Origin of the sequence: Thermococcus onnurineus NA1 (assembly GCF_000018365.1) — an archaeon.
Taxonomy (GTDB): domain Archaea; phylum Methanobacteriota_B; class Thermococci; order Thermococcales; family Thermococcaceae; genus Thermococcus; species Thermococcus onnurineus.
Genome location: NC_011529.1, coordinates 955,257 through 974,815 on the forward strand (window position 1 = coordinate 955,257; position 19,559 = coordinate 974,815).

Here is a 19,559-nt window from a genome sequence, read left to right on the forward strand (position 1 = left end):
AGGGAGTGAAAAAGAGTGCCCTTATTCTTCTCTTTTTATTTGGTGCCTGCCTTGTGACGCCCGCAGCAAAGGGCACCACTTACAGCCCGTTTTGGTTTGAACCAGGAACGTATACTGCATACTACGCCGTTGACAATTTCAGCAATGCAATGTTAGTCTATTGGTTTAACGGGACGTATTATCTTGTAAAGTCAGTCAAAGTAATCCTGATAAATTTCACAATCATATCCGTGGACTCTCAAAAAGGAATTGCAACAGTGGGTGTTGAGGTAGTTCTCACTCCGAACCCCAACGATATCGAGAGAAATGACACGTCTAACGGAATAAACATAGTATTCGTCCCTCAGGACAACGCTCCAAATCTCCCTAGAAATCCCTTCTGGGATGAGACGGTATATGTGGCCAACAACTCCATAGAGATAGGTAACAAGGACGTCTTACAGGTGGAAGTGACGTCTCTTCGGCCGATAACAATAAGGGGCAAATACTTGATATTCTTGGAGAATGGAAGCGTTTACGATTTAGAGGGCAGGTATTACGGCCACACCTCACTGTGGGGATTAAGAGACCTGAATGTGAATGACACCCTCCTAATACACAACGGCACTCCAATAAAGATTCGTTCAAACCAAATCATCAACACGACCATATTGACGTACTATGGTCCCATTGAGAAGCCCAATGGAATTCTTATAACCGAACCTTCGGTGACTGATTTGCTGTTCTTTGAGTCACAGGGTGCCAGTATTGTTTCCTACAATCCCCAGCTGGACATTATGCTGACTTTTATGGGGCCCATCGCTGATCTCCAGGCGATAGGAATCCTGGACGTTTCAGTGGCAGATAAAAAGGCAATAAGTTATGCCCGTGAACACATGAAAGAATTGGTCGGTACGAAAGAACCCAAGGAGTTGTGGATGCACGGGGTTTCCCTTTTCAAGACAAACATTCAGAAGAACAATCAAGTCGTCGAGAGTGATCCCCCAAAAAGCGGACTTAAAATTGGATTTTTCATTTCATTATCTGTCCTCGTTGTGATAATCCTTCTGAAAGGGGGTGTCCTGCGTGGGAAGTCTGCGTGAAGCGTTCACCTGGGAGCTAAACGAACACATGCGCCTGTTTGTTTTGGCCATCAGTATTCCGACCCTCGTTCTCATCTTTGCCTCCAAGCTCTTCGAAGCACGCAGCTCGTTAGGAGCGTCAGGATTTGGCTCGGGAACAATGCAAATCGTTACTGGAACAGCCATCATATCCACCTTAGGTTTTTCTGGGATATGGATGATTCTGGTATCTATAATACCGGTACTGTCTATATTGGTGTTCAGGCAGGAAAGGGATGTAGGATACGCACTTTCACTCTACACCCTTCCTCTGTCAAAGAGGGAGTTCTTCTTCGTGAAGACTGCTACCGTTTATCTGCTCTCTCTGCTGGTTACTTACATTCCAATATTTTTTGTCATCCTGATAACTCAGGCCGATAACTGGGGTGCCCTTACCAAAGTAATGAGCAGCGGGAACTTCGTTTCGGCAATGATTCTTGTCCTTTACTTCGTTCTCTACTCCGTGGCTGTTTCCATAGTGGTATCCCTTACCTTTAGAAACGCCTTCCTTGATTTTCTCGTCTCCTTTTTCATCCTCGCCGTTCCCAATTTCATTGGTCTGAGTGTTCCTCCGTTCAGGTTCATTAACCGAATAGTGATGTTGGTGCTAACCACTCCCGATACCTCCAAGATCGCTAAGACGGAGTTCTTTGCTGGAGTGGTTGTACCGGCAATACTCCTATTGGTGGGCATTGTGATGATAGAGAGGAGGGATGTGCTGTGAGGAGGCTTATAATGACAATACTCATTGCACTACTTATGTCATCTCTCGGATTAATGGCGGCCTATTCAATCAAATCGAACGTTGAAATAAACACGTCCCCCGTCGCTCTCAAGAGCACGGAGGGTGGAGAGTACGATTCATTTGTCTTCTACGTTCCTGGATGGATGAAAGCAAGGCTAACCTGTTCAGGAGGCACTGGAGTTGTTTATATCAAAAACGTTTTTTCAAACTCGACCATCTTTGAGGCAAACATGAACCAACAGCTCACGGCCGAGTTCCCTATTCCATATGAAGGCGACTACGTCCTTCAGTTTAGGGGTTCTGGAATGCCAACCTGTGCCCTCCTTATGAGAGACCTACATCCCCCCAAACAGGTTCAGGATACCTACTATGGCCTTGGAATTCTCGTAAGTGTAATCCTTTCTATGATCTTAGCAGGGATGAGGTGGTTCAAGTGATAACTGCCGAGAAACTGACGAAGAGATTCAGGAGCATCACGGCCCTCAACGGCGTCACGGTTAAGATCCCCAAAGGAACCAACCTTATCGTAGGTCCAAACGGAGGTGGAAAGAGCACATTCTTGAAGATAGCAGCAGGAGTCTATCGGCCTACTTCAGGAGACATCAAAGTTTTCGGAAAGAACCCTTGGTCAGATGGCGCCGTGAGAAAACGTATTGGCGTCGCTTTTGACCCACCAAGGTTTCCCACATTCGTCACGGGACGAGAATGGCTTTCTATCTTCGCACGGGCGCGTGGAAAAGACGACGTGGAAGAGGTTGCAGAAATACTCGGGATAGACTACCTTGACAGGAGGATAGTTTCGTACTCCTCCGGAATGCTTAAGAGGCTCAGCTTGGCTCAGGCATTAGTGGGAAATCCATATCTGGTGATGCTCGACGAACCACTGGCAAACTTAGACTTCAGTGGAATAAGGGACATCATTGGAACTATCAAGGAACTGAGGGAAGAAAAAAGCTTTCTGATAATCAGCCACATGTGGGAGCCTCTGCTCCCAGTGGTGGATAGGGTCTATGTGATAGCCGACGGCAGGCTTGTGGCCCAGGGAGATGCAGGAGAGATAGAGGAGACCCTTCGGCGGCTCTACTAGGGACTCAAAGGATAGTGAATTTCCCCACTCTCAGACAAAGACCAGCAACGTACATGGTTCGATACTCATGCACCCCCAAGTTGGAACAGACAGGCTTCATATAGAAGTATGTCCACTCAGCGGGCAACTAGTTTATACTCCCCTCTCTTCCGCCAACTTTAAAAACCGGTCCGAGCATCTCTTAGAGGGACAATGTACAAGGGTGCTCGGCATGGAGTCAAAGACGGCAAGGGTGCCCTTCTCAGGAGGATGGGAAGCTCTAATAAGCGTCGCGGTGAATCCTGAGGAGCTCTTCCCAACGTTTCCATACCGGGCAGAGGTTACTAAGACAGAAGAGAGGCTTATTGCGAAACTCTCCATTAAGAGCTTCCTCTGGAAGTTCGAGTTCGAGGGAGCCCTTGAGCTGGCCTTCAACGAACCTCACGTCACCTACGTAATGAAAGGTCGGAAGGGTCTTTTAATCCTGTCATTCATGGCAGACAATAGGAATCTGCTGGCTAGAGCTTCTGCCGACATTCCCGGCGAGAAGTTGCTCGGAAAGAAGCTCAGGCTAATCGCCGAGGGCTCCGGTAAGACCCTCGCCAGAATGGCGGAGAGCCACCACATCGTTGCCCCGCTCGTCTTCGGTTCTGCGCGGGAGTTCATCCTCAAGGAGTTTAGGGCCCCACTGCTTGCCCATTTGCTCCGCTACGTGATGCTAAAAACAGGGAGGAGGTCATTCAGAATAATTGGGGAGGCAGGGGATAGTAGGTTTGTCGCGGAAGTTCTCGGAGGAGTCATTGAAAAGGTAGAGTACGAGACGGCGTCGGGAAGTTCTATAATAGAGGTTAGGAAGAGCATTCTGGACGTGTCAGAGGACGATTTTACTGGAATGGAGCTGGCCGGAAGATATATGGTTAAAATTGAGGAGCACTGACAGTAAACGATTTCAGAGAACCTCATCATTCATGAGATCCTCGTTAAGAAGTTCCTGAGAGCCCTCTTCTGGCATCTTTTTGGTGATAGTTGGGGTTCCAGAGGTTCCTTCCGTGGAAACGCTCCCCTCGGAAAGCTCCTTTTCGAACTTCCTCCATTCATTCCAGAAGAAAAGTGCACCTATGCCAATGCCCACCAGGAGGAAGGGCCACTTCGAGGGGAGAGGCAGCCCACGGTGCCAGTTGTAAAGCAGATAGTTCTGGTAGAAGAACAGATAGCTCAGCCAGGCTACGATCAACGCCTCTACGGTGTATTCGATGAGCCTCTTGTCCTTTTCTTCCATTCCTCCCACCTGGGGAAAAGTTAAAAGCGAGCCGTTAAAACTCTTTCCCATGAGCGAATACTTCCCCTACGAGAGCCTCAGGCCCCACCAGCGAGAGTTCATAGAACTCGTTAACGAAGCCGTCAAAAACGGTGAAAACGCTATAATCGAGGCCCCAACGGGCTTTGGAAAAACTGTAAGCGTTTTAGCTGGAATTCTACCGTACGCTATTGAAATGGGCTACAAGGTTCTTTATCTGGCGAGAACTCACCGACAGATGGACCGGGTTATAGAGGAACTGAAGGCGATAAACAGGAAAACGCCTATTTCCGGCGTGGAGCTAAGGAGCAGGAAGGATTTGTGCCTTCACAGCTATCTGACCCAGTTCACAACCGACGCTTACAACGCCATGGTTGTCTGCAAAAACCTGAAAAAGCTTGGCAAGTGTCCCTTCTATGAGAACGAGAAGAAGAAAAAGACCGAGTTCGACGAGCTGATCAAGTTTTTCCTTCAGGAGCCGAGCCATCCGATGGAGATACTCGACTACGCTCAAACGCTGGAGCTCTGCCCTTATGACCTGACGAGAAGGATAGCGGAAAAGGCCAACGTCATAGTCGCGAGCTACCTCTACCTGCTAAGCCCAACGATAAGGGAGAACTTCCTCAGCTCACTCGACATCGATTATTCTGACCTAATTGTCGTCTTCGATGAGGCCCACAACCTTCCTGACCAGGCTATTTCCGCCCTGAGCGACAGGCTGAGCATCCACACCGTCAACAGGGCGATAAAGGAGGCCGACGAGTACAGAGAGCACGAGATAGCAAACTTTCTGAGCATCTTCGGAAAGGGGCTTGAAATGCTCTATGAGGAGAAGCTGAGAGAAAGGGACGTTCACGAGGTACCGATTCAGCCGGAGCTTGTCTTCGCCCACGTCGTGGATATACTCAACCTCGACGGCCGCTATTTGGTCAAAACCCTCAACGAGATGGTGGCGGTTGGAGACTCAATAAGGGAGGACAAGATAGAGAAGGGCAAGCCGCCGCGCTCCTACATCGGCCGCGTTGGGGAGTTCCTCCTCTTCTGGCTCTCGCTCATAGGCAGGGAAGATTACCTCTTTCTAATGAGCAGGGACAAAGGCCTCAGCCTTGAGCTCGTGGCTTTGGATCCTTCAAAGGCGCTGAGCTTCGTAAAGAACGTCCAGTCAGCGATATTCATGTCTGGAACATTAACACCTCTAGAGGCCTTCCGCGACGTTATGGGCATCGAAAACGCCAAGCTGAAGAAGTTCCCACGCATGGTGAAGCGCGAAAACGCTCAGGTTTTGGTTGCAAAGGATGTTTCAACACGTGGTGAGGAGCGCTCGATGGAAGTCTATAAGCGGATGGTTGACTACATCGTCGAAGCAGTTAAGCTCATTCCGAAGAACGTCGGTGTCTTTACCGCATCATATGAGGTTCTGCAGGGTCTGCTCTCGGCAAACCTCGAGGTTCGCCTTGAAGGGACGGGGAAGGCAATATTCATAGAGAAACAGGGCGCTACATCCCAGGAGAACGATTTGCTCGTTGCCAAGTTCAAAGCCCACGCCAGGGGGAAGGGTGCGGTTCTCCTCGGTGTTATGGGTGGGAGAAACAGCGAAGGACAGGACTACAGCGGTGACGAGATGAACGGAGTCATTTTAGTTGGTATTCCATACGCGAGGCCGACGCCAAGGGTTCAAGCACAGATAAGGTATTTCGAGAGAAAGTTCCCGGGCAAAGGCAGATACTACGGTTATTACCTGCCGGCCCACAGAAAGCTCGTCCAAGCGGCAGGAAGGGTTCACCGCTCGGCGGAGGAGAAGGGGTCAATAATCGTCCTCGACTACCGCCTGCTGTGGAAGGGCATAAAGAAGGACCTACCAGACTGGATGCGGGAGACAATGAGACCCGTTGATCTGGGAAGAATGAGGCTGTATTTGAGGCGGTTCTGGCAGCAACCTTTACGAGGCAAAGCTTGACCAAAGAAGGGCTACTTTTAGATGACCACTTTATCAGTGTGCGACTCTCTGGGATCCTTCTATAGAGGATTTCTCAAATGAAGAAGTGCTTAACGTGAGTCCCCTCTTCTTTTTGACGCCCTCTGGACACTCACTTGGGGTTGAGCACTCTAAAACTGCCCACTAAAAAGTGAGCCCACTCCCAAAGAGGGCACTTCAAGAAGATGTACGGGCTTTGATCAAACTTTTGCTTGGCAAACAGCCTTTAGAAAGACCGGCGAAAAGTCAGACACTGCTGAAGTGGCAAGTTTGGAGTGCATTTCTAGTTATGCCGAGCATTTAGCAGGGAATTTACTAATGAGAAGGCAATCCCATCTGAGTCCTTTCCCTTTAGACACCCCAAAGGCATCAATTTTGGGTGAACCCACTGTTTAAAGGGTCGATTAAAAGGAATTCACCGCAAAATATAGCTATTATTATTGTATCGAACGCAATTTCAAAACAGCCTGTTAGAACAGTCAGAAACTTTTGATGAAATTTTTCCCAGAAAAGTTTCTTATGGTGCGGGGGCGGGGATTTGAACCCCGGAACCCCTACGGGACGGGACCCTCAATCCCGCGCCTTTGACCAGGCTCGGCAACCCCCGCGTTGCCAAAGTATAACGCTCGGAGAGGCTTTATAAATTTTGTGGTCCGTGAAGAGAACACATTCCAACGTAGCGTCATTTCAGTATCCATTTGAATTCCCTTTCGAGCATCGCGATGTGCTTCTTCTCCAAGGTTTCAGGATCAACGATCAATACAATACCAGCACCCTTTTCAAGGAGGACATCCTTAAGGGACATGAGAAATTTGATTGTTGATTCAAATCCGTTCTGGAGTATGAGGTAATTGAGTCCATCGAAAATAACGAAAGTATCCTTATCAGCACTCTCTATTATGGTGTGCAGAAGGGGAGCGAGCCTTGTGGGGGATATCGCCTTTGGATGGTCTACGTTCGTTATCCAGATGTAAGGAACACCAAGGGACTCGTAGAGTTGGGGCCTTCTAGTTACAACAAGTACCTTCTTTCCCGATAGAAGCCCCAGAATCATCTGGGGAGATGTGGGCTTAACGAGATACGCCCCACGATGGAGTCCAGACTCTCCGTCGAGAACGACTCTGGGTTTCACGTGCATTACTATCTGTTTTCTAACTCTAACCGCCGAGAGAGCTATTATCCCAATACCTATTGTTGCTATAACGTCGTCCAGTATCTTCAGGAGCTCCAGCGGAAAAATATCATTGAGAACATTTATCAGATACCCAGACCAGAAAATTAGCACCCCAAGAAATATTCCCCTGACTACTGAGATCCCCAAAAATTCTCTCAGCACCCTTCTAATGGAGATCAGCAAATAAGCTACCCCAGTGAGGGAAACGAAGGCAACTATTTCAGCTACGAGTTTAACGTGTTCGTAGGTTATCATTGTTTCTACATATAACAGTGGGTTTATATTCTTTTCCCAAGCGTAACACCCGGCGTCCCACCTCAGACCAAAAAATTTATAAAGCCACCTCCCGTCTATGGTTTCGGGTTGAGGGCCGGTAGCTCAGCATGGTTAGAGCGCGGGACTCTTAATCCCGTGGTCGGGGGTTCGAATCCCCCCCGGCCCGCCAAATCGCGGTTCTTCTCGACGCGTTCGAGTCTTGAAGGAGCGCGTTTGAGCAGTTGAAAGGAGTTAAGAAAAATGAGTTTTGAAAACTTAGGCCTATCTGAGGCGACGTTAGTTGCCGTTAGGAGGAAGGGCTTCTCACAGCCCACCGACATTCAGAAAGAGGTCATTCCGCGTCTTTTATCTGGCGATGCGGATATAATCGGGCAGTCCCAGACTGGGACCGGAAAGACGGCCGCTTTTGCCTTGCCCATAATCGAGGCAATTGATGAAAAGGAAAAGAGCGTCCAGGCGATTATCCTGGCGCCCACAAGAGAGCTCGCCCTTCAGGTGGCAGACGAGATAAAGAGCCTCCGCGGGAGGAAGAGGGTTTACGTTTACGCAGTCTATGGCGGCCAGCCGATTGGTCCGCAGATAAGGGCCCTTGAGAGAGGTACTCACGTCGTCGTTGGCACCCCCGGAAGGGTTCTCGATCATATAAGGCGCGGAACCCTAGATCTGAGTAAGGTGAAGTTCTTCATCCTTGACGAGGCCGACAGGATGCTCGACATGGGCTTCATAGATGACATAGAGGCAATCTTTAGGGAAACACCGAAGAAGAAGCGCGTGCTGATGTTCTCGGCAACGATGCCGCGTGAGATTTTAAGGCTGGCGAGGCGCTATATGAACGATTACGAGGTAATCAAAGTCAGCAGCGACGAGCTCGTTCCAGGGATGGTGGAGCAGGAGTACATTGAAGTCGTCCCTGCCAGAAAGTTCTCAACCCTTAAGAAAATTCTAAGCGACGACTTCTACGGGATAGTCTTCTGCGCGACGAAGAGGGAAACACGGGAGCTGAGCGAGAAGCTCAGGAAGCAGGGCTACAGCGCCGAAGCCCTCAACGGAGACATGAGTCAGGCGGCCAGAGAAAGGACGTTCTGGCGCTTCAAGACCAAGAGGACAAGGATTCTCGTAGCGACTGACGTTGCAGCGAGGGGCCTCGACGTCCAGGACATAAGCCACATAGTGAACTACTCCTTGCCCATGACGGCCGAAGACTACGTCCACAGGATAGGCAGAACCGGCAGGATGGGCAAGAAAGGTAAGGCGGTCACCTTCATCATGCCTGGCGAGTTCAAGAGGCTCCGCTACATAGCAAGCGTCGCGGGTGTTGATATCCAGAAGTCCGAGCTCAGCGAGGAGCTACCTAGGGAGTACCATGAGAGGTACAAGCGCGAGGAGAGACCACAGAGATACCGGAAAAACGGAAGAAGAGACTACTCCCGCGGCTATTCAAGGCGCTACTGACGCTGGCCGAGGTAGAGGGTGACAACGAGGTCGTTGCCCTCAATCCCCACTTCTATCCACGCTGAAGCACTCTTTTCAAGGTGTTCTACAGTTTCTGAATCCAGTGTCATCCTTTCGAGGAGCCACTTCACATACTGTTCGTAGAATATGGGATGATAGTAATCGGCCAGATTGTAGAAGGTCGTGCTCCACATCCAGCCGGCCTTGTAACCTTCCGGAAGCTTGCCCTCGGAGATAAGCGAGAGAGAATTATCGGCGCCAATTCCAAAATCTTGGGCAAGTAGGTTCAGCATACCATAAGCCAGAGCCTTTGCGTCGTTCTCCGTCATGGTGTAGTCCTGTATGAGAAAGTCTTTTCCACTCAAGACCCCGAGGGTCTTCACTTCAGCAAGGTTCTCTCCTAGCATTATCTCGTAAAGCGTTGCGTTGATTATTATGCTCCCATGCCTCTTCCAGTAGCGATAGTAGGAGCCGAGATCCATCGGGGGCAGATGCTGGTCAAGGACGAAGAACCAGCCGTCTATCCTTACAAGTGCCGCCGCATGGCCAAGGTCGGTAAGGTTTATCGCCATCGCGTAAACGGGGGTGTAGTTCATGGCCAAGAGCAGGGCGTCGGTGAGAACAGTGTAGTCAGTGCATATGCCCTTTCCCCTCATAATCGTCTCATAGGGAGTCTGTATCGTGTTGTTCTGTCCCTCAACAACTTCCTGTCTTCCGTCAGGGTAAATGATAACCTTGGCAAAAGGCTCTTTGGCCTTCTCTCGGTCGTAGATTATCCATTGATCTTCCCAGTCAAGGACGTTCCAGGCACTCTGGACTAAATTTTCGCCTTTAAGCTTCTCCGCGAGTGGGGAGATAACCTCAAGCTCCGGCCTGCTCAGCATGCAGGGAAGGGCGTCTTTGAGTATGTAGCGCCAGAGTATCCCTGAGCAGTTCAACTGGGCATCCTGACTTGGCAGGAGAACGGTTAAGTTGCCCCACTGAACTTCGGGATTCGTCCATGTCGCAGGAGACGTTGTTGTGGTTGTAGTGGTGGTCGGAGCGGGCGTGCTCCAGGTAGAAGTTGTTGGGGAATACGTGGAAGACGAAGTTTCGGTCTGCTGAACTACAGTGATACATCCTGAAACGAACACCATGAGCACGATTACCAGCGCGAAGACTGCCCTTCTCATCATGACATAAAATCGTCAGTGAAAGTTATAAAGGAAACCTTCATGGAGCAACCTCTGCGCCAGTAAACTTTGCAGGCAAAGTTTGATCAAAGTTTTCTAACTGCGAGGATTGGCGAGAATGAGTTTGTATGTCCTCTACAATTAGCCGTGAATACATATTTCACTTAAAAACAACCTTTTATTGAGTTTCAGATTATTTTAGGCGTTCAAAGAACGCCAGTAAGAGTGAAACCCTTTGAGGAGGCATTCAATTTAGAAGGGCATACGAGCTTTGATGAAACTTCAGCGGAGAACGAAGTTCTCCATGTGTTGGAGCGAAGCTCCAACATTGCTTGGCAGAAGTTTCTAATGGTGCCGGGGCGGGGCTTTGAACCCCGGACCTCTCGGTTTCTCAGGCTCCCCCGAAGGGGAGCGGCCCTATGAGCCGAGCGCTCTGACCAGGCTAAGCTACCCCGGCACAAGCGCCCGGGTTATACCTTTCGGGGGGTATTTTTAAATCTTTCGTTCACTAGGCATAGCTGTAGGTCATTGCCACGAGTTTTTTCTTGAGTTTCTTGCCATAGTGGAGACCAAGCAGGATGCCAGTTATGAGGCCTCCCAGGTGGGCATAGGCGTTTACTCCCGGAAACATGCTGTTTATCAGGAAGAGGATGAAAGCATTCACGAAGACACTCTGGATGTTGCCACCGAGTATCCCCGATACCATTATCAGAACGCCTACGATTCCGAAGAGAGCCCCACTCGCGCCGGCGCTGATCGAGTTCGGCGGGAGGAGGAAGAGCGTGACCAGATTACCGACAAGACCAGCGGCCAAGTAAGTAAAGACAAGAACCCTGCCCCCGAAAAGGCGTTCCAGCTGACTGCCAAGCATAAGGAGGAAGTACATGTTGAAGACTATGTGAAGTATTCCCACGTGAACGAACATGGCGGTGAAGAGCTGCCACCAAGCACCATTAAGGACTGCATAGTTCCACTGACCGATTCTGGCAAGAACCTCGATGCTGATGTCTATGGGGTTACCACTCAGTATGGCCTCGAAAATGTAAACGACAACGTTAATCACGAAGAGCGCCGTTGTGACCTTCCCGTATTTCATTGTGGAGCCTTTAAAGATCATTGGCGAGTTCCTCCAGAATTAGGTCAAGTAAATATCTGTCATTCACAGCTATTAGATTGGTTGTCTCCGTGGCGCTGAGGTTGAGCTTGAGCTCGTTTCCCTTCTCATCCGTCACTATCGCGCCGGCTTCCCTTGCAATTATAACTCCCGCCGCTATGTCCGTTGGGCGAACGTAATTCCTTATGTCGAGAACGCCGTCGAGAGCCCCCCTAGCGAGGTAAGTCAGCTCAACTGCTATAGCTCCAAGAACACGGACGCGTTTGACCTTCTTTATGAGGCGTATGCACCTTCCGCGCGTGTAGAAGCTCAGTGCTTCCTTTCCACGTTCCGGCTTTCTAACGTGTATCCTCTCTCCGTTCATGAAGGCGCCGTTTCCAGGAATGCCCTCATAGAAATGTTTGGTAACGAACTCATATATCGCACCATAGACCGGCTTTCTACCTGCAAAGACTGCAAAGCTGAAAGCAAATATAGGTATCCCCGCGGCGAAGTTGTAGGAGCCGTCTATGGGATCAACGACAACCGTGTAATCGCTCCCGTTGTCTATGAGTCCAACCTCCTCGCTCACGACGTTGACGTCGAGGGGCTGCAGTCTGCTCAAGACGATGTCCTCGGCCACTTTGTCAACGTACTTAGTGACGTCACCGCTCACGTTAGTCCCAATAGTTTCCCCAGCCTTTGGGGTTCCAAAGAGGGGCATTACAACCTTCTCAACTTCCTTGGCCATCTCAATGGCCACTTCGTTCCAGGAGATCTCACCAAATTTTTCCATACGTATCACCCCATCAGGGTTATCAACAGATTCCTAGTCCCGGGTCCAAAGCCAAGTATGAACATTGCGAGCTTGACGAAGTTTATCAGCTCCGGATCTTCATCCTTCATCTCCCTGTCGAGTATCCAGACTATTGGGAGCAGTATTAGGAGCTTCTCGGGATAAATCACCGCGGGAGTACCGGAGAACTCCATGAGTTTTCTGGCTAAAACGTGTTGCTCCCAGAAACCGAAGAACTGAATTCCCACGAAGGTAGTGGTCGCGTCGTAGAAGTGGGTGTAAAAGAGAAGCGAGTTGTCTCCCACAAGCTTGACCTTTTTCGAGAGCACCCATATGAATGCTTCCGCGGCGATAAGAATTGGCACGAAGTACTTGAAGACCTCCCACCTGAAGTTGACCTTGTCTAGGTTTATCAGCAGTATAAAGACCAGTCCACCAAGGAGGACGTATCCGAAATCGCGGTAGAGGGGGTAAAACTTCTCCCCTGACCCAACGTGCCGCCAGACGACGTAGAGGGAAGCGAGGGCAAAGGCTGCGATGACGAAGTAGCCGCCTGGACTGACTGTCAAGTACGTCCTTGGGAGGATTCCCACATCTGTCATCGCCCTCATAAGCGGGCCGAGGATCATGTACGGAATCAGCGCCTTGAAAAAGTGCTCGTCTATTTTTATCCCCATCTTCTTCAGGAGCCTGTACAGCAGGAGGACGGCTATTCCAAGGATTATTGCATAAACGAATGTGTTGACGATGTTGTAGCCCTCGTTGTTGATTATAGGCTCGATGAAGTACCTGTAAAAGAACTCGTAGAGACCCATTCGACCACCATAGACGGTTGTTCCGATAGCCTTAAAGCTTTTCCCACTATAGTTCCTACGGACGGTGATGGGGATGCACTTAATGCAGCTGCCGCGGGAAGTGTTGCTGGGCGAGAACCTCAAGGGAGAAGTCGTTAACGTTGCAAAGAGGCTGAGTCTTGGCGAGAGGGCTCTCATACTCTACGGCCCAAAGACTAAGGAAATCGCCGGGAAGGACGTCGAGAAAAACCTAAAGGAGGCCTTCGAGGTTAGTTCGCTCATCGTAAGAGATGCCACAATGGGCGAGGTTGAAAGAACGCTGGATAAAATAAGGGACGAAAACGTTAACTGGCTCATAGCCGTTGGCGGCGGGAGTATAATAGACGTCGCCAAGCTAGCATCCTTCAAGGCGAGTATCCCGTTCATCAGCTTTCCAACCACAGCTTCCCACGATGGGATAGCAAGCGCTAACGCCTCGATAAAGGATTTGGGGGCGAAGACCTCTATCAAAGCTATTCCCCCGATAGCAGTCATAGCCGACGTTGAGGTTATCAAAACCGCCCCGTACCGCTATTTAGCGGCCGGCGTCGGAGACATAATCTCGAACTTCACCGCTGTAAAGGACTGGCAACTGGCTCACAGAATAAGGGGCGAGTACTACAGCGAATACGCTGCCTCCTTAAGTCTGATGAGCGCCAAAATGGTGATAAGGAATGCTGATATCATACGGCTCGGCAACGAGGATAGCGTGAGAAAGGTCATAAAGGGTTTAATCTCGAGCGGCGTTGCTATGAGCATAGCCGGTTCCTCACGGCCGGCAAGCGGCGCTGAGCACCTATTCAGCCACGCGCTCGACATCATAGCGCCAAAACCGGCTCTGCATGGCGAACAGTGCGGAGTAGGGACCATAATAGTGGCCTACCTTCATGGCCTTAGATGGGAGAAAATTAGGGAAACCTTAAAGAAGGTGGGAGCACCAACTAACGCATATGAGTTGGGAATTGACCCCGAGTATATCATCGAGGCGCTCACGATTGCTCACACGATAAGGCCAGAGCGCTATACAATCTTCGGAAAGGATGGCCTGACGAGGGAGGCAGCCGAAAAGGCCGCTAAAATCACAGGAGTCATCTAAGGATCATCATTCATGGAGGTGTTTGGAATGGCAATAATCACGTTAGTCGGAGAAAAACTGGCAAGGCCTGGGGTTGAATTCATATATTACGGCCCAGCAGAACCGTGCAGGACCTGTAAGCTCGCAGGGGTCTGCGTTGGAAACCTCGAACCAGGAAGGCGCTACAAGATTCTGCGCGTAAGGAGCATGCCCTCGCACTCCTGCCCTCTCCACGAGGGCAAGGTCAGGGTCGTCGAGGTTGTGGAGCCTTCAATCGAGGTAGCCATCGAACCAAGGCTGGCCATAGCGGGTTCTGTGATAAAGCTGAGCTTCGTGGACTGCAGTGACCCGGAGAAACGTGACCTGTTCCGTCCGGAGGGGCTCTTCGAGGGCGACAGCGTCAAAATCATAGAAATCCTCGGCGATGTGGAGTGCAACGGAAGAACCTACAAGCTCGTCAAAGTAATGAGGAAAAAGGAGTGACGCCCTCTTCTATTCTTTTTCTACTTCTGCAAACGCTATCAACTCTTCTCCTCCTGTTTTGATCCTGTACGCCCTGAGCTCTCCATTAAGAAATGCTTTTATCGCCGTCATCATCTTCTCACGCCTCCTTAAAAGTTCATGTGCTTCTTCGACACTCACCGCTTTGAACCTCAGCCTCTCACCCGGTCTGCTCTGAGCTACCAGCGGAACCTCAACCCGAGCAACGACCCCTATCTTCGCGTAGCCGCCAGTGGTTTGGGCATCGGCCATCATGATTATCGGCTTCCCGTTTGCCGGAACCTGAATTGAGCCGATTGGAACGGCGTCCGTTACGATGTCGGCTCCTTTTTCCGAGTGCTCTATCGCCGGTCCGTCGAGGCGGTAGCCCATCCTGTCGGATTCGGGGGTCACCGTGTAGGTCTCGCTCAGAAAGGTTTCTATTCCGTGTTCGGTAAAGTGGTCAAGATTCGGCCCGAGGATTACGCGGATAACTTTCTCCTTTGCCAAATAATCGGGCCTCAGCTCCCGGGGAAGAACTCTACCTTCCTTACCCGTTAGCAGGACGTATCCGAGCGTTAGCCTATCGCCTGCCTTTAAGGGCCTGCCAAGGCCCGCCCGCGTATAGGTCGCGCAGCTGCCGAGGAGCCTTTCGCACTTAATCCCTCCAGCGAAAGCGATATAGCCGTATAGACCGCTCCTCAGCGTTCCAACTTCTAGAACATCGCCGCGCTTTGCCCAGTAACTCCTCCAGGGTTCTATGGGAACGCCGTTGAGCTTAACCCCCACGTCCCCAGCGATGACAAAGACAGCCGAAGCGTTGAAGCGGATGGTTGGGCCTGCAAGGAGGAACTCAAGAACCGGGGCGTTGTCCGGGTTGCCAACTATGTAGTTGGCTAGCCTCGCGCTCACTTCGTCCATGACGCCGCTTACTGGGACGCCAAGCTTTCTGTAGCCGGTTCTGCCAAGATCTTGGACGGTTAGGAGCGAGGGGACTTGGAGAAGCTCAATCATTGTCCTGACCCCCTCTGTAAAGCTCCCAGAACTCCTCCTCACTTATCGGCACAAACTTCACGTAGTCGCCAGGCTGGAGGAGCGTCGGTGGGTCTTTCCTTGGATCAAAAAGCTTCAGAGGAGTTCTGCCGATAAGCCGCCAGCCACCGGGACTTTCGAGGGGATATATGCCCGTCTGCTTTCCAGCTATGCCCACGCTTCCGGCGGGAACTTTCAGCCTCGGTTTTTCCAAGCGGGGGGTGGCTATCTTCTCGTCCATTCCACCCAGATAGGCAAAGCCTGGGGTGAAGCCTAGCATGTAGACCCTGTACAAAGGCTTCGAGTGGATATCGATGACGTCATCCACGCTGAGGCCATTGTATTGAGCGACGAACTCGATGTCAGGCCCGAATTCACCGCCGTAAACCGTTGGAATCTCGACTATTCTCGACTTCTCCTCATCAGGCTCAGCGGAGAGGAAATGTTTCACTGCCTCGGCGACCTCGGTATAGCTCACCATGAACGGATCGTAGTAGACGTAAACGGTTGAGTAAGTTGGGACAACCTCGATGAGCCACTGAGGACTAGCTTCTTCGATGGCTCTCGCCACGGCGTGGACTTTTCTGTTTACATTCTCATCTATTACCTCGCCGAAGGAGATAACAAGCGCTGAGTCGCCGGCTGGTTTGAACTCGACCATGCTCTCACCTTATGAACTCACCCATAGGCACTACATTGATGCCCTCATCTTCGAGGACGCGCCTGATATAAGCTGCTATCTCCACTGCCTTCGGGTTGTCTCCATGGACACAGATTGTGTCGGCTCTGAGCTCGATCCACTCCCCGTTGATGGCCTTAACGCCGCCGTCCTTCACCATAGAGACAACGCGCTCGGCTATGAGCTCTTTGTCGTGTATTACCGCCCCGGGCTTCCCCCTTAGAACAAGCGTACCGTCCGGGTTATAGGCTCTGTCGGCGAAGACCTCATGGGCAACCTTTAGTCCCATCTCCTCGGCAATCTCTGCCGGTCTTGAGCCGGAGAGCATCACGAAAATAATCCTTCTGTCGAAGTCGGTGATTCCCTCAATCACGGCCCTTGCGAGCTCTTCATCCTTCACGAGGGCATTGTAAAGGGCACCGTGGGGCTTGACGTGCTGGAGTTCCATCCCCTCAGCCTTTGTGAAGGCGTGAAGCGCACCTATCTGGTAGAGAATGTAGTTCCTCGCCTCTTCAGGAGTCAGCTTCATGTATCTCCTCCCGAAGCCAAGCAAATCTGGATAACCCGGATGCGCTCCAACGGCAACACCCTTCTCCTTCGCAAGTCTGACAGTCTTCCTCATGACGAGCGGGTCTCCCGCATGCCAGCCAGTGGCAACGTTAGCGCTGGTAATGTATTTCATGACTTCCTCATCGAGACCAAGTTTATAGCGGCCGAAGCTCTCACCCAGGTCCGAGTTCAGGTCAACCTTCACCTTCACCACCGGGGTTCATTTCGACCCAAATCTAAAAAAGGGTTTCCACGAGTTAAGAACATGTTCGTGATAGATGCCGCGATATTCATCCAGGGGGTTGACGTCGAAGGCGTAACTACCCCCAAGGTGGTGGAGGAGGTTAAAGACCCCGAGTCAAGGCTCTTTTTGGAGGGCCTGATTAACGCAGGGAAGGTTAGAGTGCTGACGCCTTCACGCGAGAGCATTGAGACCGTTAAGGAAGCGGCCAAAAGAACCGGCGAGCTCGGAGAACTGAGCGAAGCAGATATAGAAATCCTCGCCTTGGCTTACGAGCTTAAGGGAACGCTCTTCACTGACGACTATAACCTCCAGAACATCGCAAGGGTTCTTGGGATAGAGTTCAAGACCCTTAAGCGCGGAATAAAGAAGGTCATCCGCTGGAACTACGTCTGCATCGGCTGCGGAAGGAAGTTCAAGAGCGAACCTCCTGACGGAATCTGTCCAGATTGTGGGAGCCCCGTGAGGCTCATTCCAAGAAAGCGCCCGAGGAGGCGTCGGCGCTCATAGGGTATATCATCGGTTCTCCTCATCCCGTCTTGGATTCGTCACCCGCCTCCCCAGGCGGCGTCAGGGCCAGTCCTCGTCATCACGAAGCTCGGTGCAATTCGCTGTCATCATCCGCGGTCGTTCATTGGAGGTAGTAGGATATAAGCTTTCTCAGCTCGAGGTTTCTTTCAGGCTTCAATCTCAAGAAGCGCCTGAGCTGGCTGTTCTCAGCGATAAGGCCAGAGAGCTCAATTGCGAGGATTTTGTTGTCTTCACTCACACCGTAAGCCTTGAAGCGCAGTGGAGCGTACTCCTTCTCCAGCTCCCACACCTTCTCCTCGAGTTCTTCAACCTTCTTTTCAAGTTCCTCAAGTTCCCCCTTGGGCATCTTAAACTCTCCGAGAAGGGCGATTTCGATAACATCCTCTGGAGAAACGCTGTATTCCTCACTAAGCCTCTCTATTTTCCCCCAGAGCTCGTTGCTGAGTTCAATCTCAATTTTGCCGAACCCTTTATCGGGTTTGACTATGAGCTTCACTTTGTTCACGCCCCATAAACGAATCGTTCACGATTTGTGGAAGTTCTCCAGCTCTCTCTTTTTCTCTTCCAGCTTCCTCCTCAGCTCCTCGTTCTCCTTCCTCAGCCTGTTCCTCTCGGCCATCATGAGCTCTCTATCTTTCAAAGCCTTCTTGTAAAACTCTCTCAGCTCCTCAAACTCGCTCTCCATCTCGCGGAGCTTCTCCTCAAGTGCTTTAGCTTTCTCCCCCAAAATCTCTTCGCGCTCGGCTTTCAACGTTTTCTCAACTTTTGGAAGATATTCTTTGATAAGGGCTTCAAGGTCTTTGTCCTTCAGAGATTTGAACTTCTCACGAGGCAAGACTATCTGGAGTCTATTCATTTTCTCTTCCGCTCCATCTCAGTTTTCCTATCATAGCAGAGGACATAGAATGCCAGAAGGCTCTTCCACTTTCCGTAGGGTTCAATGAGCTCGCGGACGTCTTTCTCTTTGACTTCTTTCACGTTCTTCCCAAAAATCTTTGCTACCCCCCTTCTCAGCCCCAGGTCACCCGCAGGATAAACATTCTTCCTTAGACCGTAGAGGAGAAACAGCTCGGCGCTCCACTTCCCGATTCCGCGGAACTTTGTGAGGTATTTAATGGAGTCCTCTTCCCTCCAGTCCCATAGCTCAAGGTTCAGCTCGCCATTAAGGTAGAGCTCCGTGAGGAACTTTATGTATCCCGCGCGGTAGCCAAGCTTTGCCTTCTTAAGCTCCTCTTCACTCAGCGACGTTATTTTTTCAGCGCTCGGGAAGACGTAAAGATCACCAATCCTTTTGCCGGCCAGTTTGACGAGGTTCCTTATCGTCCTCTGGGCGAACTCAAAGTTAATCTGTTGCTGCGCTACCACCTCAACAAGGGCCTGGTACGGGCTTGGGGCGGCGGGAACTGTTAGGCCGTAGAACTCATCGATAAGAAAAGCGAATCTTGAATCGACAATTTCGTTGTAAAAGGAGTCCAGATCTGTATCGAGGCCAAGGATGAATTTCAGCTTGTTCTTTGCTTCTTTCCTTTCATGCTTACCCCATTCATCAGGGAATATGAAGTTCTCTCCGTCAAAGCCAGCCAGACCGTTCTCGAAGGCCTGCCAGAAGATTCCGTCGAACTTCCACGTGCCGTTCTTTACCATCTCATGGGTCGTTTTCTTCAGGTCAATCCCAGCCATCGGTCAAGCTTAACGGGGTTCTCCTTTATATCCTTTAGCGTCAAGACATAAAGACGCCTACCATCTGTGGAGCGTTTGATCTCGAGTTCTCCGGATTCCTCCAAAAAGCGCATCGCCTCCTTTATATCCTCTGCCCGAACGTTAAAAGTTTCCTTCAGAAACTCCCAGTACGGTTCATAATGAGCGTATTTAGCCGACTCACGGACAAGTTTCCAGGCTCTCCCCACCTTCTCCTTACCCCTCGAGACTCGATAAAGTTTGACGAGCGCCCTCAGACTCATGGTCTGGAGTTGGCCTTAGTCATATAAATCAC

The 19,559-nt window shown here is 50.7% G+C and carries 23 protein-coding genes and 3 tRNA genes; 11 read left to right on the forward strand and 15 right to left on the reverse strand.

Annotated features, from left to right (window positions below):
- The first annotated feature begins 5 nt into the window (after nucleotides 1-5).
- From TON_RS05280 to TON_RS05300, 5 genes are all read left to right on the forward strand, one after another.
- Nucleotides 6-1,082, forward strand: coding sequence for a hypothetical protein (locus TON_RS05280; RefSeq protein ID WP_012571994.1), 1,077 nt, complete (start codon nucleotides 6-8; stop codon nucleotides 1,080-1,082).
- Nucleotides 1,066-1,824: a hypothetical protein gene (locus TON_RS05285; protein ID WP_048055068.1), complete on the forward strand. Its 759-nt coding sequence runs from the start codon at nucleotides 1,066-1,068 to the stop codon at nucleotides 1,822-1,824. Before TON_RS05280 ends, TON_RS05285 begins: the two co-directional genes overlap by 17 nt.
- Nucleotides 1,821-2,282 carry a hypothetical protein gene (locus TON_RS05290; RefSeq protein ID WP_048055069.1) on the forward strand — a complete coding sequence of 154 codons (462 nt, stop codon included), beginning with the start codon at nucleotides 1,821-1,823 and terminating at the stop codon, nucleotides 2,280-2,282. The genes TON_RS05285 and TON_RS05290 overlap by 4 nt, the downstream gene beginning before the upstream one ends.
- Nucleotides 2,279-2,932: an ABC transporter ATP-binding protein gene (locus TON_RS05295; protein ID WP_012571997.1), complete on the forward strand. Its 654-nt coding sequence runs from the start codon at nucleotides 2,279-2,281 to the stop codon at nucleotides 2,930-2,932. Before TON_RS05290 ends, TON_RS05295 begins: the two co-directional genes overlap by 4 nt.
- A gap of 211 nt (nucleotides 2,933-3,143) precedes the next feature.
- The gene (locus TON_RS05300) at nucleotides 3,144-3,848 is read left to right on the forward strand and encodes a hypothetical protein (RefSeq protein ID WP_012571998.1); all 705 of its coding nucleotides are present in this window, start codon (nucleotides 3,144-3,146) and stop codon (nucleotides 3,846-3,848) included.
- A 12-nt stretch (nucleotides 3,849-3,860) separates the two neighbouring features.
- Here the strand turns inward: TON_RS05300 and TON_RS05305 are convergent, their stop codons facing one another.
- Entirely contained in the window at nucleotides 3,861-4,190 is a 330-nt protein-coding gene (locus tag TON_RS05305) for a membrane protein (protein WP_048055070.1), read from the reverse strand.
- Between the two features lie 49 nt (nucleotides 4,191-4,239).
- On the opposite strand from TON_RS05305, the gene TON_RS05310 reads away from it, so the two are divergent.
- Complete coding sequence (locus TON_RS05310; RefSeq protein WP_048055071.1) at nucleotides 4,240-6,165, forward strand: helicase C-terminal domain-containing protein; 1,926 nt, start codon at nucleotides 4,240-4,242, stop codon at nucleotides 6,163-6,165.
- 538 nt (nucleotides 6,166-6,703) lie between these two features.
- On the opposite strand, the gene TON_RS05315 is transcribed toward TON_RS05310, so the two are convergent.
- Both TON_RS05315 and TON_RS05320 read right to left on the reverse strand, forming a co-directional pair.
- Nucleotides 6,704-6,791, reverse strand: a tRNA-Leu gene (locus TON_RS05315).
- Nucleotides 6,792-6,865: 74 nt separating this feature from the next.
- A complete protein-coding gene (locus TON_RS05320) occupies nucleotides 6,866-7,612 on the reverse strand; it encodes a DUF835 domain-containing protein (protein ID WP_012572001.1) in 747 nt (248 codons plus the stop codon).
- A gap of 112 nt (nucleotides 7,613-7,724) precedes the next feature.
- Between TON_RS05320 and TON_RS05325 the strand changes: the two genes are divergently transcribed.
- Together TON_RS05325 and TON_RS05330 are read left to right on the forward strand one after the other, a co-directional pair.
- A tRNA-Lys gene (locus TON_RS05325) sits at nucleotides 7,725-7,802 on the forward strand.
- Between the two features lie 71 nt (nucleotides 7,803-7,873).
- Nucleotides 7,874-9,085, forward strand: a complete 1,212-nt coding sequence (locus tag TON_RS05330; protein ID WP_012572002.1) for a DEAD/DEAH box helicase — start codon at nucleotides 7,874-7,876, stop codon at nucleotides 9,083-9,085.
- On the opposite strand, the gene TON_RS05335 is transcribed toward TON_RS05330, so the two are convergent.
- The 5 genes from TON_RS05335 to TON_RS05355 form a co-directional block, all read right to left on the reverse strand.
- Nucleotides 9,079-10,260: a transglutaminase-like domain-containing protein gene (locus TON_RS05335; protein ID WP_012572003.1), complete on the reverse strand. Its 1,182-nt coding sequence runs from the start codon at nucleotides 10,258-10,260 to the stop codon at nucleotides 9,079-9,081. The genes TON_RS05330 and TON_RS05335 overlap by 7 nt on opposite strands.
- Nucleotides 10,261-10,606: 346 nt before the next feature.
- Nucleotides 10,607-10,714: transfer RNA gene (locus TON_RS05340), tRNA-Met, on the reverse strand.
- A 51-nt stretch (nucleotides 10,715-10,765) separates the two neighbouring features.
- On the reverse strand, nucleotides 10,766-11,353 hold the full coding sequence (locus tag TON_RS05345) for a rhomboid family intramembrane serine protease (protein ID WP_238516374.1): 588 nt from the start codon (nucleotides 11,351-11,353) through the stop codon (nucleotides 10,766-10,768).
- Between the two features lie 10 nt (nucleotides 11,354-11,363).
- Nucleotides 11,364-12,146, reverse strand: coding sequence for a bifunctional fructose-bisphosphatase/inositol-phosphate phosphatase (locus tag TON_RS05350; protein WP_012572005.1), 783 nt, complete (start codon nucleotides 12,144-12,146; stop codon nucleotides 11,364-11,366).
- Nucleotides 12,147-12,151: 5 nt separating this feature from the next.
- Entirely contained in the window at nucleotides 12,152-12,961 is an 810-nt protein-coding gene (locus TON_RS05355) for a DUF63 family protein (RefSeq protein WP_012572006.1), read from the reverse strand.
- A 73-nt stretch (nucleotides 12,962-13,034) separates the two neighbouring features.
- Between TON_RS05355 and TON_RS05360 the strand changes: the two genes are divergently transcribed.
- Together TON_RS05360 and TON_RS05365 are read left to right on the forward strand one after the other, a co-directional pair.
- Nucleotides 13,035-14,075 (forward strand): NAD(P)-dependent glycerol-1-phosphate dehydrogenase, encoded by a 1,041-nt coding sequence (locus TON_RS05360; RefSeq protein ID WP_048055072.1) that lies wholly within the window; start codon nucleotides 13,035-13,037, stop codon nucleotides 14,073-14,075.
- A 27-nt stretch (nucleotides 14,076-14,102) separates the two neighbouring features.
- Nucleotides 14,103-14,537: a UPF0179 family protein gene (locus tag TON_RS05365; protein WP_048055073.1), complete on the forward strand. Its 435-nt coding sequence runs from the start codon at nucleotides 14,103-14,105 to the stop codon at nucleotides 14,535-14,537.
- Between the two features lie 9 nt (nucleotides 14,538-14,546).
- Here TON_RS05365 and TON_RS05370 read toward each other — a convergent pair whose 3' ends face one another.
- The 3 genes from TON_RS05370 to TON_RS05380 are packed head-to-tail and all read right to left on the reverse strand — an operon-like array spanning nucleotide 14,547 to nucleotide 16,999.
- Entirely contained in the window at nucleotides 14,547-15,548 is a 1,002-nt protein-coding gene (locus tag TON_RS05370; protein WP_012572009.1) for a 5-oxoprolinase subunit C family protein, read from the reverse strand.
- Nucleotides 15,541-16,227, reverse strand: coding sequence for a 5-oxoprolinase subunit PxpB (gene pxpB / locus TON_RS05375; RefSeq protein WP_012572010.1), 687 nt, complete (start codon nucleotides 16,225-16,227; stop codon nucleotides 15,541-15,543). Before pxpB ends, TON_RS05370 begins: the two co-directional genes overlap by 8 nt.
- A 4-nt stretch (nucleotides 16,228-16,231) precedes the next feature.
- Complete coding sequence (locus TON_RS05380; protein WP_012572011.1) at nucleotides 16,232-16,999, reverse strand: LamB/YcsF family protein; 768 nt, start codon at nucleotides 16,997-16,999, stop codon at nucleotides 16,232-16,234.
- Nucleotides 17,000-17,059: 60 nt separating this feature from the next.
- Here TON_RS05380 and TON_RS05385 point away from each other — a divergent pair, with 60 nt between their 5' ends.
- Complete coding sequence (locus TON_RS05385; RefSeq protein WP_012572012.1) at nucleotides 17,060-17,545, forward strand: type II toxin-antitoxin system VapC family toxin; 486 nt, start codon at nucleotides 17,060-17,062, stop codon at nucleotides 17,543-17,545.
- A gap of 121 nt (nucleotides 17,546-17,666) precedes the next feature.
- Here TON_RS05385 and TON_RS05390 read toward each other — a convergent pair whose 3' ends face one another.
- The 4 genes from TON_RS05390 to TON_RS05405 are packed head-to-tail and all read right to left on the reverse strand — an operon-like array spanning nucleotide 17,667 to nucleotide 19,527.
- On the reverse strand, nucleotides 17,667-18,062 hold the full coding sequence (locus tag TON_RS05390; protein WP_012572013.1) for a hypothetical protein: 396 nt from the start codon (nucleotides 18,060-18,062) through the stop codon (nucleotides 17,667-17,669).
- Between the two features lie 27 nt (nucleotides 18,063-18,089).
- Nucleotides 18,090-18,422 (reverse strand): hypothetical protein, encoded by a 333-nt coding sequence (locus tag TON_RS05395; RefSeq protein WP_012572014.1) that lies wholly within the window; start codon nucleotides 18,420-18,422, stop codon nucleotides 18,090-18,092.
- Nucleotides 18,419-19,246 (reverse strand): DNA-3-methyladenine glycosylase family protein, encoded by an 828-nt coding sequence (locus TON_RS05400; protein WP_012572015.1) that lies wholly within the window; start codon nucleotides 19,244-19,246, stop codon nucleotides 18,419-18,421. The genes TON_RS05395 and TON_RS05400 overlap by 4 nt, the downstream gene beginning before the upstream one ends.
- A complete protein-coding gene (locus TON_RS05405; RefSeq protein ID WP_012572016.1) occupies nucleotides 19,228-19,527 on the reverse strand; it encodes a hypothetical protein in 300 nt (99 codons plus the stop codon). The genes TON_RS05400 and TON_RS05405 overlap by 19 nt, the downstream gene beginning before the upstream one ends.
- Nucleotides 19,528-19,559 lie beyond the last annotated feature (32 nt).

Bases quoted from the DNA above. Each gene is read 5' to 3' on its own strand.
- TON_RS05300 (WP_012571998.1), top strand. From the start codon at position 3,144: ATGGAGTCAAAGACGGCAAGGGTGCCCTTCTCAGGAGGATGGGAAGCT.
- TON_RS05305 (WP_048055070.1), bottom strand. From the start codon at position 4,190: ATGGAAGAAAAGGACAAGAGGCTCATCGAATACACCGTAGAGGCGTTG.
- TON_RS05310 (WP_048055071.1), top strand. From the start codon at position 4,240: ATGAGCGAATACTTCCCCTACGAGAGCCTCAGGCCCCACCAGCGAGAG.
- TON_RS05320 (WP_012572001.1), bottom strand. From the start codon at position 7,612: ATGATAACCTACGAACACGTTAAACTCGTAGCTGAAATAGTTGCCTTC.
- TON_RS05330 (WP_012572002.1), top strand. From the start codon at position 7,874: ATGAGTTTTGAAAACTTAGGCCTATCTGAGGCGACGTTAGTTGCCGTT.
- TON_RS05335 (WP_012572003.1), bottom strand. From the start codon at position 10,260: ATGATGAGAAGGGCAGTCTTCGCGCTGGTAATCGTGCTCATGGTGTTC.
- TON_RS05345 (WP_238516374.1), bottom strand. From the start codon at position 11,353: ATGAAATACGGGAAGGTCACAACGGCGCTCTTCGTGATTAACGTTGTC.
- TON_RS05350 (WP_012572005.1), bottom strand. From the start codon at position 12,146: ATGGAAAAATTTGGTGAGATCTCCTGGAACGAAGTGGCCATTGAGATG.
- TON_RS05355 (WP_012572006.1), bottom strand. From the start codon at position 12,961: ATGGGTCTCTACGAGTTCTTTTACAGGTACTTCATCGAGCCTATAATC.
- TON_RS05360 (WP_048055072.1), top strand. From the start codon at position 13,035: ATGCACTTAATGCAGCTGCCGCGGGAAGTGTTGCTGGGCGAGAACCTC.
- TON_RS05365 (WP_048055073.1), top strand. From the start codon at position 14,103: ATGGCAATAATCACGTTAGTCGGAGAAAAACTGGCAAGGCCTGGGGTT.
- TON_RS05370 (WP_012572009.1), bottom strand. From the start codon at position 15,548: ATGATTGAGCTTCTCCAAGTCCCCTCGCTCCTAACCGTCCAAGATCTT.
- pxpB (WP_012572010.1), bottom strand. From the start codon at position 16,227: ATGGTCGAGTTCAAACCAGCCGGCGACTCAGCGCTTGTTATCTCCTTC.
- TON_RS05385 (WP_012572012.1), top strand. From the start codon at position 17,060: ATGTTCGTGATAGATGCCGCGATATTCATCCAGGGGGTTGACGTCGAA.
- TON_RS05395 (WP_012572014.1), bottom strand. From the start codon at position 18,422: ATGAATAGACTCCAGATAGTCTTGCCTCGTGAGAAGTTCAAATCTCTG.
- TON_RS05400 (WP_012572015.1), bottom strand. From the start codon at position 19,246: ATGGCTGGGATTGACCTGAAGAAAACGACCCATGAGATGGTAAAGAAC.
- TON_RS05405 (WP_012572016.1), bottom strand. From the start codon at position 19,527: ATGAGTCTGAGGGCGCTCGTCAAACTTTATCGAGTCTCGAGGGGTAAG.